Origin of the sequence: Thiohalomonas denitrificans (genome assembly GCF_900102855.1) — a bacterium.
In the GTDB taxonomy this organism is placed as follows: domain Bacteria; phylum Pseudomonadota; class Gammaproteobacteria; order Thiohalomonadales; family Thiohalomonadaceae; genus Thiohalomonas; species Thiohalomonas denitrificans.
In genome coordinates, this window is the sequence record NZ_FMWD01000007.1 from 1 (window position 1) to 12,160 (window position 12,160).

Below are 12,160 nucleotides of genomic sequence, written 5' to 3' on the forward strand. Positions count from 1 at the left end.
AAGGAAGATGGCGTTACGCTGGAGGCGGACAACAAGGTGATTCGCGACGGTAACAAGGTGCGCGTCTACATGACCTCAGTGGCGCCCGTGTTTGGTATCGACAAATTCACGGTGAAGCAGGGTGATGAAGTGACCGTGGTGGTCACCAACCTGGACCGCATCGAGGATCTGGCCCACGGTTTCGTGATGACCAATCATGGCGTTTCTTTTAATATCAGTCCGCAGCAGACGGCCTCTGTCACGTTTGTCGCCGACCAGCCGGGGGTCCATTGGTACTACTGCTCCTTCTTTTGTCATGCGATGCACATGGAGATGCGCGGGCGCATGTTGGTCGAAGCCTGAGTAGATGCTCCTGACGTCATCCGGCCCGGAGGGCTTTTTACCCTTCCGCATTCGGCAATCCATGAACCTGGACTCACTCAACTGGTGCAGGCGGAGGCGTTTATCGCGGAGTACGGCGGCAAGCTGTTGCAGTTTGAAGAGATCACCCTGGATGTGATGGGCGAGCTTTCGAAGCCGAATATCGCTGATGTAGGTCGGCCTTCAGTCCGACGCGGTCGGGCTAAAGCCCGACCTAGGCGGAGATCGCAAACTTGCGTGGATCTGCGCTCTCGGACAGGCTCCTAGGCGTAGCCGCCGTGGCCGCCATAGGCGCCACGCTCCTTGTCCACCTGTTCGCAAGTCTTGCCCGGGTCGTTCGGGTCGCGGAGCAGGTTTGCCTGGCACATATATTCGTGTCCCTCGGAGTCCTTGACCATCCGGAAAGCCGTCGATTCCACCGTGTCGAAGTTTTCCGAATCGGTGAAGATGAAGTCGTATTCGCCATTGATGGTGATATTGAATTCACCTCCGAAGCTTTCACCGTAGTCGTGCCAACGGCTATTGATATCGCCCCCTTCGATGTTCGGGGACATCCTGGCATGGGGTTTGTCGTGCCAGGCGACTACTGTAGGTACCTTTTCCATGGTTGCAGCCAGTGCCTGGGCAATGATGCTTGCGGTCTTGTAGCCCATCTCCATACCACGGACATTGATGTCAATCTGTTTCATCAGGCACCTCTAAAAATTGGATTCGTGTCCATGTATTAGTTCCCTGTTGCGCCCCTGTCAAAAGCCGCGAATAGTGGTCCGAAGCGCCACATATCATGGCGGTGGTCGATGTCAAGTTGCATGCTCGCCGAGACGAACATAAGACTCGGCGTGTCCCTGAGTTGTGGTGTAGCGGATCGGCCCCATATCGTTACCATGGACACCTATCCTGAAACGGGCCAGCGACTCTGTTATGACACCGAAGGTGGTCCGCGTCCCTGTGACTGGGGGGAGGATGCGGAAATTGGTGCCGGGTCAGCGTGGCCGGAGCCACGGTTCGTCACCGGGGCGGAAACCGTGCTTGATCACCTGACGGGCCTGACCTGGACGCAAAATGCCAACCTCGCAGAGTTCCCGCTAACCTGGGAGGAGGCCCTGGAGTTTGTGGCGGACGTGGGGCTTGGGCACAGCGACTGGCGACTACCGAACCGGCGTGAGCTGCGCAGCCTCCTCAGCTACCAGACCCATCGCCCCGCACTGCCCCGGGGGCATCCCTTTACCCAACTGTTTCCGGGCTGGTACTGGAGTAGCACCAGTGCTGCGATCAGCCCTGCCCATGCGTGGTATGTCCACATGGATGGGGGACGAATGTTCTACGGCGGCAAGGACCAGTCGTTCATGGTCTGGCCGGTGCGGGGCGAAGGCAACGGCTTGTTGAGTGCCACGGGACAGACCCGTTGCTACGATGAGGCAGGCCGCCCGATTCCCTGCAGTGGCTCTGGTCAGGACGGTGAACACCGGATGGGTCGCACCTGGCCTGAACCGCGGTTTGTGTGTGAGGGCGATGCGCTGTTCGACCGGCTTGCCGGGCTGGTCTGGCATCGCAATGCCGATTTGGCACAAGGCGCAGTGAACTGGCAGCAGGCACTAGAGGCCGTACAGCGGTTACGGGTGAAAGAGGGCAAGCCCTGGCGGCTTCCCAACGTAAACGAGCTCGAACTGCTGGTGGACTGTGACCACAGCAACCCGGCACTGCCGGCCGGGGCGAACTTCGACGACTTGGGAGAGGGCTATTGGAGTGCCACCACCAGCGTCTATGAACCGGACTGGGCCTGGGCCCTCTACATGGCCAAGGGCGCGATCGGCGTTGGGCAGAAGCGGGATCCGCATTTCCAGGTAATGGCGGTCCGCGATGGCGCATCTCCGGGTGTGCACGACTCCGGTCTCAACGATTACCGCGAAAGTTGTACTGCTCTGTAGACGCTCCCGGGGGCCCCGTGCGCGTGGTATGCTCGAGGTCATGAGCGACAATCCTTTCAAGGCAGACCCCAATGCCATGCACTTCGCTGCCGGTGCCTTTATTGGCGGTGTGACCGGCCTGGCCTTGAGCTTTGTCGGTTACCCCCAGGAGACGGCTGCGATGATCGGGTTGGCGGCAACGACTGCAGTCGGACTCGCAAAGGGGACGCGTGATAGTTCCCGCTACCCCGCGTCGCGTGCATTGAAGAACGGCCTGCTGATCGCATCGGGCGGCCTGATCACGCCGATCATGCTCGCGCTGCAGTAACTTCCGAGAAGTGGCGATGGGTCTCCAGCACGTAGGTTGGTGCTGAGGAACGAAGCCCAACAAAATCAGCGTTGGGTTCGCATAACTCACCCCAACCTACAAAAAACGATGTTTTCGGACAGGCTCCTGGAGCACCAAACAGATAGAATCCCGAGCGAGGTGCAATCATTGATTTCGGGGATGCCAGGAATACATCCCTGTAGGCTCGACGGCCGCATTCCTGAGGCCGACGGCCACAAAATCAATGAGTTGCACCTCGCCGCATTGGTATCTGATCGATGCTCTAGGCCGCTGTTCCGGGCTCCAGTAGTCCCTGCCTGGCAAACAGTTCGAGCATACGGGTGGTATTGGCGGAAATCATCTGTCTCAACTTCTCCCCTGTTTGGTTGCCTGCCAGGGCACTCAGGGTGCTGTCCTCCTCGAAGCGTCGTGCCAACTCCCTGACCAGCTCGGTCCGATCCCGCGTGCCGTCGAGCTGTTGCAGCAGCACTGTACTGAAGGGGTCCAGCCCTACCGTGGTGTGGTGGAATCCGGCGGCGTGGCCGATTCCGGCATCCGCCTGGACGCGGGCCAGGCGGTTGGCGCGCGGGCGCTCCTCGATTTGGTGGAACACCGTGTGTGGCGAAGGCGCAGCTCCGATCGCCTGATGGGCGAAGAGGCTGAATAGCTCACTGGTCAGGTGATCGAGCTGTGCCGCTGCGGCGCCCCCACCCGATGCTGTCACCTGCCGCTGCGCCACGGATACCAGGTCCTCGAATGACAGGCTGTCGGGAAACACGCGGTCGAGATGCGCGAGCGCGGCCTTGGTGAGCGGATGGGCCACCTGCACGCGTTCGCCCGTTGCGCTGGTGAATGGTGCTGCTTTAACGCGGCGCAGGTCGAGCTTCTTCGGCGGTTTCAAATCGGAATGGAAGGCATAGCCGTTGAATCGCTCCAGATCCGGATCACGGGCCACCCGGGATTCGGATCGGCACAGGAGGCTCTGGCGAAAATTGCGGTTGGTGAGGAAGTCGGTGTACTGCCAGCGCTGAATGGGATCCTCGATGGAGCCCAGCATCTGGTCCGCAGTCTCGCCCAGAGGTGAGGCGAACATGGAGTGCAGTTCGGTATCACACAGGTAGCGCAGGTCGTGCCTGGCAGCGTCCTCCACGAACCTGGAGAACAGAAACGGCTGGTTAATCTCCTCCAGGTATTCATGATAGAGATAGCTGGGATGATTGCCGCGGATGCGGTCGATCTCCATGCGCAAATAGCGCCCGTGCAGGGCGTCGCTACCCTCCAGTGAGCCATCGAGGAAACCCAGCAACTCGTGCGCTCCGGCCAGTCGCTCCTGCGGGGACTCCAGCTCGCGGGTGTGGTGTAACAGCATTTCCCGCAGCATGCCGCGCATGTGCCAGCCCGGCAGGGTGTTGTAGCTGATGTAGGCAACGCCATTTTCATTCAATCGGCCGCGGCAGATAGCGAGAATGCGTTCGCGTACCGCTTCGGGAGCCCATGAGTAGACCCCGTGGCAGATGATGTAATCGAAGCCCTCGCCCTCGGTATCGAACTGCAGGATATCGCCCTGGTGCAATTCGATGTTGGGGAGTTCGGCCTGTGCGATCAGCCGCTGCCCGTCTGCTACCTGGGTAGCGGAAAGCTCGATGCCGACGAAGTGTGCGTCCGGCAGTCGGAAGGCCATGGGGATGAGATTGCCACCGCTGGCACAGCCCAGTTCCAGAACCCGGCACTGGTCCGGAGGGGCGGCATCGACGCCGAAAAGGCGTGCGACGGTGGCGAGAAAATTGGGATGTGTCTCCGGGAACGGGCTGCTTTCGTAGGGTATCTCGTCGTAACTCATGGGATTTCGTGCGGGCCTTCAGAGGCTCCGGTTCGATGGACAGAATGAATCATAATCGAGGGAACGCAGAGGAATTGCAAATGCCAGGAAAGACAGAGACAGGGTGAACGCAGACTTATGGGAACCTCTAAAAAAGTCATTTTTCGGTCACTCCCGCGAAAGCGGGGAGCCTAGTAAAATCAAACGGCTGGAATCCCGCTTTCGCGGGAATGAAGAATTAATAGAAGTGCCCTTATATTGCGGATGGGAAAAGTAGTGCGGGCGGTTACCCCAAACCGGCAAGTCCAGCCAGATTCAGGAGTATCGCGTCTCGACGAGTCTCGCAGATGGTAAAGCGAACGGCTGTGAAAGCCCGCTCGCTGTTCTTCATTTAGTGCTTGGGTGATTCGTCCCATGCCTGCACGTCGATCTCGCGGATGATCTTGTCGTCCTTGAGCTCGGCCAAGCCGTTGGTAAACACCTGCGTTCCATCCGGGTACTCGCACTCCTCGGAAAAGGCCAGGCTTCCGTCGCTCGCTAGTTCCCGGGTCACGCGGTGATTCAGCTGCCGGCTGAATATATCCCGATAGTAGTTCCCAATGGCATCTTTACCTTTGAGTTCCAAAGGGCTGCTTGGGGGGTGACTGTGATCGATGACCCGTAGTTCGGCATTTTCGTCGTACATGCTGAGCAACCGGTCCAGATCGTGTCCTTCGATTGCGCTGTGCAGCGTACTGCAAACCATCTCACTTGTCCCTTTCATGACAGCCTCCTTTCCATGCATTGGATGACCCTGAGTCTAAGCCAGAATGTACCGAGTGCAAGGGGGCAAACACTGCGTTCTGGATCGGCTACGAGGGAGCTGCCGGGCGCTCTATAAGGCATCTTCCATGCGAAACCAGCACTGGGGGCGTGCCTCCTGTTCGTATCCGGCTTCCCGGGTGCAGGCGCCTGTACGGACGCTGTCATCGGAGAACGGGGCCTCCTCGTCGACCGGACACAGGGCTCCGGCGATAAAGGTATCGAGGCGGCATTGGGGGCTCGGGTAGCCGTGTACCAGGGTGGTGGGCCGCTGCCGGGTATCACGCCGTGTAAGCTCCGTCTGATCCATCTCCCTGGTGTACGCAAACCATCGGGAAAGCGTGAGTCCGGCGAGGATATTTCGCCGGCAAGCCGTGCGTTCGTCGCTTGCGTGGTAATTGGCCGTACAAACGGCTTCGAGCTCGTCGGGTAGCGGTTCGGTCTGGTGCTGACGATACCTGGTCACCTTCAGGTAGCGTTTCATGCACTTTGCTGCGGCGAAGTAATCCGATTGTCCCTCCGAACTGGCCCCGAGTGCGTGCGGTGCGCCACCGAGGTGGTGTCCTATTTCATGGCAGATGACCATGGCGTAGGCATCCCGATTCAACATCGGGTGGCGGGCCAATCCACCATTCAGGTCAATCTCGCGGATTTGGTTGATCTGCTTCTTTTCCCGGTCATACTCCTCCATCAGCCAGGAAACCGCTCCTTTCTTCTGATCTTCCCACTGCTGATCCATGATGAGTTGCTTTCCATGGTCGGCAAAAGCAGTCGTATAAAGCGTGGATATGGTATCGATGATGTACCTGAAAGCCTCTTCGTCGACATCATTGATGTCGTAGGGAAAGGGGGTTTGCCCCTCCCGTTCGCGATCGCCGGGCAGTATGCAGCGCACATGCAGCTTTTCGTCGCTGCCGTAATACCCGATCTGCCCATCGAAAAAGTCGACGTAGCGAAATACCCCCTCGTTATGGCGGGATGAGGACCAGTAGCGTCCCTTTTCCCTGAGGTTGGAAAACGTTTCGGTCGCCCCGCTTTCCACACAGCCTCCGTCGACCTGCGGGAACTCGGGGACAATCTCTTTGAGTTCCAGATCGGCATGGCAGAACATCTTTGCCATGTCCGCGCTCGATGGCAGGGTCATGTCCTTTTCTTCGCACGCGTCCAGGGCTTCATGCCAGGTGTACGCGGCGCCGCCCGGTTCGTCCGAAGGGGCCGGCTTGAAGTCGAAATCCTCCGAAAGGTCATCGGCTGCCAGAGCCGGAACGGGCGAGGCCAGTAAAAGTACAGTAGCAAGCCAGAATAATGGTCTCATGGGTCCCCCATCACTCACGAAAGTGCCAATTCCTTTTGGCCGAACCGCTATCCGCGTGGTGGCCGTGCTGTGAGAAAAGCACAGGAGACGCTTTTTGCCAGCTTCTCGGGGGTTTACAAAAAACCCAATGGCTGATTACCTGTGGCAGAAAACAGACACCTGAATTCTGGTGTCCATCGATATTCCGCGAGGAGGTTTCCCCTGGCCAATCAGCATGAATTCATTCGTGAGTCCCGCCGGCAGTGGAGTTCCGAGCCGGCCTTTGTGGCCTCCATGGCGGCCGCATCCGTCGGGCTCGGCAACCTGTGGCGATTCCCCTACATGATGGGTGAAAACGGGGGTGGCGCCTTTGTTGTTGCCTATCTGCTGGCCCTGTTTGTCGTGGTGGTGCCCATCATGATTCTGGAGGTGGCCGCCGGACGGCTTTCCCAGGGTAATACGGTGCACACCTATCGACAGGTAGGGCGCTTCGGCGGGGTATACGGCTGGTTCGTCGTGTTCATCACGTTGGTCATCACCAGCTACTACCTGGTCATTACCGGCTGGACCCTGGGTTACACGGTGGATGCCGTGCGGGGGCAGACCCAGGTCTTCGATGACTTCAGCGCCGGCTACAACTCGCTCTGGTACTTCTTCGCGGTAGCGATGCTGGCAGGATTCGTGTTGGTCCGGGGTGTCAAAGCCATTGAACTGCTGTCGAAGATCCTCATGCCGGTCCTGCTGGTAGTGATCGTCGGGCTGGTGATTGTCGCCAGCCGGACACCGGGCTGGGGTGAGGCCAAGGACTTTTTCTTCCAGGTGGACTGGCGCCGTCTCGCCGATGGCACGTTGTGGGCCTTTGCTTTCGGGCAGGCCTTTTACACGCTGGCGATTGGACAGGGTTACCTGGTCACCTACGGCAGCTTTATTCCCCGCAAGACCCACGTGCCTCGCGCCTGTCTGGTGGTTGCCGGTACGGAGACCGCCGTTGCGCTGCTGGCCGGATGGATGATCTTTCCTTTTGTCTTCACCTTCGGCATGGCGCCCGATGAGGGGAGTCAGCTGGCCTTTGTCACTTTACCGCGGGTATTCGACGAGATGGGTAGCGGTGCCTGGCTGCCGATTCTGTTTTTTGGCCTGTTCTTTGCCGCGGCGTTCAGCTCCAGTTTGGCGGGCCTGAAGGTGGTGGTGGCCGCAGTGGCCGAAGAGTTCCGGCTGAGTGACAGGGCCGCCGTCTCTATCGTGATTGCGCTGATGCTGATCCTGGGCAGTGCCTCCGCGCTCAGCTTTACCCCCATGGAGTGGACCATCGCCGGCGAACCGGTGCTTGAGGTACTGGATCGACTGGCCGGTGGTAATGTCATCATCTTTTCGGGTGTGGTCGGCGCGGCGCTGTTTTGCTGGTTCATTCCGCCGCATCGGATCCGTACCGTACTGGGCACCGAAACTCGGTGGTGGGAGTGGCGCATTTATTTGGTGGGGCGATATCTTCCGCTTGTGATGAGCATCTGGATTGTGCTGACCTACGCCTTCGCACAGCTGGATCTGGTGCCTTGACGGCCGGAGTGCAGGCGGCGGAGGTTGGTGCCCGAGGAATTGATTCAGCTCAATGCTGCTTCGGGCCATCTGTGAGACACTTGACGTCCATTTCACCAGCACTCGAGCCCTTCATGCCTTCACTACTAGGTCTTCCCCTGCGCGCCCAGCGCGGCGTGGGGCGTACCACCGGCCAGCAGATAGCCTTCGGCTTTGCCCTGCTGTTTTATTTGTTGGCTGCGGGCTGCCTGGTATCGCTATTTATCTATACGCCAAAATCCCCTATTGATCCGATTCATGCCAGTCTTCTGGCCTGTGTGATCTTCTGTGCGAGTTCAGGTTTCGTCCTGCATATCATCGGTTCGGCAAAACTGAAAGGGATCCTCTCCGGTCGCGACGATTACGTCATCGATTCCGACTCCTGAAGTCACCACCGATCCAGCCGGCGATGCACACACGGGGTCGCTGGTCGGTGGATTATCGATCCCGGGGCTCATCCTCGTACTCTTGTCGCAGTAGCACTTTCCGGGGGTGTTTCCAGGCAACCAGCCAGTAGGTGATACCCAGTGCAATCAGTAATGCACCGGTTGCCCAGATATACCCCGGATCCAGTATCTGGTAGTCGAAGACGATGACTTTTCGTGCCACCGCCATCAGTGCGGTGGCAATCACCAGCTTGACGTGGATGACATCGTCACGCAGGTAGAGCGTGATGTTGATGAAGATCTCGATGGCGATGAGTACGGCCAGAAAGGCACCAAATGTTGCTAACAGGTCCTGGATTTCCAGCATGAGCAAGGGTGGCTGGACCAGCCGCTGATAAAGCACATACACCACGTCGACAACCCCCCACAGGATCACCAGCGCCATGAGTACCGAGAGGGCGCGTACCGCATAGCTGATTACCTGATGCAGTACCTTGATCAGGGGATCCTGTTGGTCAGTGGTCAGTGAAGCGTGATCGTTTTCTTCGGTATCTTCCCGGCGACGATTGATTTTCATGGGTCGGTTTCCTGGCTATGCGGGGAAAGCGAGTTCGGTGCAAGTGGTTGGAGTTTACGCATCCCGGGAGGGTTCATTTCAGCCTCCGAGCAGGTGGTCGTATATCCGGAAGCCGGCCAGGTAGGTTCCCAAAGAGGAGCCCAGGCCCGCCAGAAAGAACACCAGCAGCGTTCGTGAGACGCGGTTGCGCCACCAGCCCCGGAGCGAAGTGACATCGGAGCGCAGGGTGCCGAAATCGGCCACACGCGGTTTGCGCAGCCACACCTCGACGGCCCCGGCGACCATGCTCGCACCGATCATCGGGTTGAGCGAGGTCCAGGGCGCCGCGATAAAGGCGGTAAGAATGGTCAGCGGGTGGGCGCCGGCGATCAGGGTGCCGACGGCCGACAGCGTGCCGTTGATGAGGATCCATTCCCATACCAGTAGTCCACCGAGTTCCGGACTGCGCGAAAAACCGATGGCAAAGCCGGTCAGTACGACCGCAACAATGACCCAGGGCAGCACGCGCGGCCAGCGTGCACGCGGCGGGAGGGTTTCCAGGTTTGCGATTGTCGCCTGCGGATCGGTACATCCTTCACCCCGTGAGAGATAATCGGCAAGTCCCTTTAAGTGACCGGCCCCGATTACTACCAGTACCCGGCGGTAATTCCCCGCAGCGGTTTCTTCGCACAGGCGGGCTGCCATGTAGCGATCGCGTTCATCGATGAGTGGTCCCTGGAGTGTGGCGGAGCGCTCGGTGAATTCCGCGAAAGTGGTTTCAAGGATATCACCCTCTTTCAGCCGTTCTATCTCTTCCTCACTCACCTTTTCCCGGGAAAGAACGCTGGCCAACAGCCCGCCCAGCAGGGTAAACCTCTGCGAGCGGGGCGTACCGTGATAGGTGCGCCTCAGCGTGATGCCAATGTCGCGATCGACCAGCAACACGGGAATGCTGTGGGCAAGCGCCCGCTCCACCGCCGCCCGCATCTCCGCCCCCGGTTCCACGCCAAACTGCTCGGCCAGACGCTGCTGATAGGCGCCCAAAGCCAGGGAGGCGGCCAGCATCCCCGCCTTGCCGTCGCGGATGAGCCGAAAGAGGTTGGTCTGCCCCCAGACATCGGGTGTGGTCAATGCCGCATGACGGGAGGGACAGAGTTCCACGGCCACCGCATCATACTGCCCTCCATCGAGCTGCCTGGTGACCTCTTCGGCGCTGGCCCGCGAGACATGGGCAGTGCCGAGCAGGGTGAATTCGACATTACCGCGCCGGATGACGCGGATGGGTTCCTGGCTGAGGGATGTAGGCATGGGTTCCGGGAGTTGTGATGGCTAAGGGGAATTATCGACCACCCGTGCAGGGGGAAACAACCGCCGCGTTTCGATTGCGGGTGAATGGAGGCGTGAAAGCCGTATGGAGATGTATTCTTTCTGCATGGCAAGATTGCTGTTGTCCTTGCCAGCCGGCTTCAGCGAGGAGTACCGATGCGCTTAATCGCCCCCTTGTCACGACGACGCTTTCTCGGCGCGCTGGGTTGTGCCATCGCTCTCGGCGGGATCTCCAGCGGTTTTGGTGCCAATTGGGAACGGCCGGTAAACACCAAACCTGTCCCCGGTACGGGCGAACCGCTCGCTGTGATCGGCATGGGGACCTGGATTACCTTCAACGTCGGAACCGACCCCCTCCTGCGTGATGAGCGCACCGAGGTACTGCGCACCTTCTTTGAGCTGGGCGGTGAACTGATCGACTCCTCGCCCATGTATGGCTCGGCGGAGGCGGTGCTCGGCTATGGCCTGGAGAAGCTCGGTTATCCGCCGGACCTGTTTGCGGCTACCAAGGTGTGGACCTCATCGGGGGCCGAAGGCCCCTCTCAGGTTTCCGAGTCGCGGCGCTTGTGGGGTGTCGATCGTTTCGATCTGCTGCAGGTGCATAACCTGGTGGCCTGGCGAGAGCATCTTGAGACGCTGTTTGCCATGAAGGAGGAGGGCAGGGTCCGTTATGTTGGTATCACCACGTCCCACGGCCGCCGGCACAAGGATCTGGAGGCGATCATGCGCAGCCAGCCTATCGATTTTGTTCAGGTGACCTACAACGCCGTCGATCGTGAAGTGGAATCGCGCATCCTGCCGTTGGCAGTAGAACGCAATATCGCCGTGATTGCCAACCGTCCCTATCAAGGCGGATCGCTGATCAACAAGGTACAGCGCCATCCGCTGCCGGAGTGGGCGGCGGAGTGCGGGTGCCGCAACTGGCCGGAGCTCCTGCTCAAGTACATTGTCTCCCATCCGGTTGTCACCTGTGTCATACCCGCAACCACCCGGGTTGAACATATGCGCGAAAATATGGGTGCCGCCACCGGTTCTCTGCCCGATGCGGCGATGCGTGAGCGCATATCGGCTTACGTCCGGGATCTGTGATGGGCGAGTGGCAGGGCTACCGGTTGGACGACCTGCTGATGTTCACGCCGGAGGTCTATTTCCGGTTGTTCGAGCGCTATAACGGAATGTTGTGGCCGGGCCATTTAGTGGCTCTTTCCGTCGCGATCTGGATGTTCGTCGTCACCCGCGACAGCGGGCTGCGGCAAAGCCGCTGGATTGCCGGCGTACTCGGTGCCGCCTGGCTGTTCATTGCCTGGGCCTTCTTTTTCCGTTACTACGCCGAGATATTCCTGGCTGCACCCTGGTTTGCTGTCGGCTTCGCACTTCAGGGGCTACTGTTGATCACTGCTGGCACCCTGGGTCGGCTGCGCTTTGCCTGGGGTACGGATGCGGTCGGAGGCGTTGGAGCCATGCTGCTGTTTTATGCCGCAGTGGGCCACCCCTTGATCGGAATTTTATCGGGTCGTGAATGGGAGGCAATTGAACTGTTTCTGCTTACTCCGGACCCGACCGCTATTGGTACTCTCGGCCTTTTGTTGATGATCTCTGGCCGCAGCACTTGGATGCTGGCCCTGGGACCACTGCTGTGGTGTGTGATCAGTGGTGCCACTTATTGGGTCATGGAGGCGGACTCGGGTGCGGGTGTTATTTTTGCTGCGCTGGTCGCCTTCGCCGCAATGGTTGCGCGCAGCTTGGTGCCGCGCCTTTGATCTTTGCAGCACCTGTTCAATGACCGATAGCCGGCCATCGGTGGTTTC

The 12,160-nt window shown here is 59.4% G+C and carries 13 protein-coding genes; 7 read left to right on the forward strand and 6 right to left on the reverse strand.

The window, feature by feature from the left end; all coding sequences use genetic code 11:
- On the forward strand, window positions 1-342 hold a 342-nt coding region (locus tag BLP65_RS11440), incomplete at its 5' end, for a cupredoxin domain-containing protein (protein WP_175452546.1).
- 281 nt (window positions 343-623) lie between these two features.
- Here BLP65_RS11440 and BLP65_RS11445 read toward each other — a convergent pair.
- On the reverse strand, window positions 624-1,049 hold the full coding sequence (locus tag BLP65_RS11445) for an AF1514 family protein (RefSeq protein ID WP_092997144.1): 426 nt from the start codon (window positions 1,047-1,049) through the stop codon (window positions 624-626).
- A 108-nt stretch (window positions 1,050-1,157) separates the two neighbouring features.
- On the opposite strand from BLP65_RS11445, the gene BLP65_RS11450 reads away from it, so the two are divergent.
- Together BLP65_RS11450 and BLP65_RS11455 are read left to right on the forward strand one after the other, a co-directional pair.
- On the forward strand, window positions 1,158-2,288 hold the full coding sequence (locus tag BLP65_RS11450; RefSeq protein WP_217631977.1) for an Lcl C-terminal domain-containing protein: 1,131 nt from the start codon (window positions 1,158-1,160) through the stop codon (window positions 2,286-2,288).
- A 40-nt stretch (window positions 2,289-2,328) separates the two neighbouring features.
- On the forward strand, window positions 2,329-2,595 hold the full coding sequence (locus tag BLP65_RS11455) for a hypothetical protein (RefSeq protein ID WP_139181495.1): 267 nt from the start codon (window positions 2,329-2,331) through the stop codon (window positions 2,593-2,595).
- 283 nt (window positions 2,596-2,878) lie between these two features.
- Here BLP65_RS11455 and BLP65_RS11460 read toward each other — a convergent pair whose 3' ends face one another.
- The 3 genes from BLP65_RS11460 to BLP65_RS11470 form a co-directional block, all read right to left on the reverse strand.
- Window positions 2,879-4,435, reverse strand: a complete 1,557-nt coding sequence (locus tag BLP65_RS11460; protein ID WP_092997154.1) for a methyltransferase regulatory domain-containing protein — start codon at window positions 4,433-4,435, stop codon at window positions 2,879-2,881.
- A gap of 370 nt (window positions 4,436-4,805) precedes the next feature.
- Window positions 4,806-5,177 carry a nuclear transport factor 2 family protein gene (locus BLP65_RS11465; protein WP_092997157.1) on the reverse strand — a complete coding sequence of 124 codons (372 nt, stop codon included), beginning with the start codon at window positions 5,175-5,177 and terminating at the stop codon, window positions 4,806-4,808.
- 111 nt (window positions 5,178-5,288) lie between these two features.
- Window positions 5,289-6,530, reverse strand: coding sequence for an Lcl C-terminal domain-containing protein (locus tag BLP65_RS11470; protein WP_092997160.1), 1,242 nt, complete (start codon window positions 6,528-6,530; stop codon window positions 5,289-5,291).
- Between the two features lie 141 nt (window positions 6,531-6,671).
- Here BLP65_RS11470 and BLP65_RS11475 point away from each other — a divergent pair, with 141 nt between their 5' ends.
- Window positions 6,672-8,066: a sodium-dependent transporter gene (locus BLP65_RS11475; protein ID WP_281180212.1), complete on the forward strand. Its 1,395-nt coding sequence runs from the start codon at window positions 6,672-6,674 to the stop codon at window positions 8,064-8,066.
- A gap of 113 nt (window positions 8,067-8,179) precedes the next feature.
- Entirely contained in the window at window positions 8,180-8,470 is a 291-nt protein-coding gene (locus tag BLP65_RS11480) for a hypothetical protein (RefSeq protein WP_092997163.1), read from the forward strand.
- Window positions 8,471-8,522: 52 nt separating this feature from the next.
- On the opposite strand, the gene BLP65_RS11485 is transcribed toward BLP65_RS11480, so the two are convergent.
- Both BLP65_RS11485 and BLP65_RS11490 read right to left on the reverse strand, forming a co-directional pair.
- On the reverse strand, window positions 8,523-9,047 hold the full coding sequence (locus BLP65_RS11485; protein WP_092997166.1) for a phosphate-starvation-inducible PsiE family protein: 525 nt from the start codon (window positions 9,045-9,047) through the stop codon (window positions 8,523-8,525).
- A gap of 78 nt (window positions 9,048-9,125) precedes the next feature.
- A complete protein-coding gene (locus BLP65_RS11490) occupies window positions 9,126-10,334 on the reverse strand; it encodes a TraB/GumN family protein (RefSeq protein ID WP_092997169.1) in 1,209 nt (402 codons plus the stop codon).
- 174 nt (window positions 10,335-10,508) lie between these two features.
- Between BLP65_RS11490 and BLP65_RS11495 the strand changes: the two genes are divergently transcribed.
- The gene (locus BLP65_RS11495) at window positions 10,509-11,441 is read left to right on the forward strand and encodes an aldo/keto reductase (RefSeq protein WP_092997172.1); all 933 of its coding nucleotides are present in this window, start codon (window positions 10,509-10,511) and stop codon (window positions 11,439-11,441) included.
- Entirely contained in the window at window positions 11,441-12,112 is a 672-nt protein-coding gene (locus BLP65_RS11500) for a DUF6064 family protein (protein WP_092997175.1), read from the forward strand. The genes BLP65_RS11495 and BLP65_RS11500 overlap by 1 nt, the downstream gene beginning before the upstream one ends.
- Window positions 12,113-12,160 lie beyond the last annotated feature (48 nt).

Coding starts and splice junctions, on each gene's coding strand:
- BLP65_RS11445 (WP_092997144.1), bottom strand. CDS start 1,049: ATGAAACAGATTGACATCAATGTCCGTGGTATGGAGATGGGCTACAAG.
- BLP65_RS11450 (WP_217631977.1), top strand. CDS start 1,158: ATGTCAAGTTGCATGCTCGCCGAGACGAACATAAGACTCGGCGTGTCC.
- BLP65_RS11455 (WP_139181495.1), top strand. CDS start 2,329: ATGAGCGACAATCCTTTCAAGGCAGACCCCAATGCCATGCACTTCGCT.
- BLP65_RS11460 (WP_092997154.1), bottom strand. CDS start 4,435: ATGAGTTACGACGAGATACCCTACGAAAGCAGCCCGTTCCCGGAGACA.
- BLP65_RS11465 (WP_092997157.1), bottom strand. CDS start 5,177: ATGAAAGGGACAAGTGAGATGGTTTGCAGTACGCTGCACAGCGCAATC.
- BLP65_RS11470 (WP_092997160.1), bottom strand. CDS start 6,530: ATGAGACCATTATTCTGGCTTGCTACTGTACTTTTACTGGCCTCGCCC.
- BLP65_RS11480 (WP_092997163.1), top strand. CDS start 8,180: ATGCCTTCACTACTAGGTCTTCCCCTGCGCGCCCAGCGCGGCGTGGGG.
- BLP65_RS11485 (WP_092997166.1), bottom strand. CDS start 9,047: ATGAAAATCAATCGTCGCCGGGAAGATACCGAAGAAAACGATCACGCT.
- BLP65_RS11490 (WP_092997169.1), bottom strand. CDS start 10,334: ATGCCTACATCCCTCAGCCAGGAACCCATCCGCGTCATCCGGCGCGGT.
- BLP65_RS11495 (WP_092997172.1), top strand. CDS start 10,509: ATGCGCTTAATCGCCCCCTTGTCACGACGACGCTTTCTCGGCGCGCTG.
- BLP65_RS11500 (WP_092997175.1), top strand. CDS start 11,441: ATGGGCGAGTGGCAGGGCTACCGGTTGGACGACCTGCTGATGTTCACG.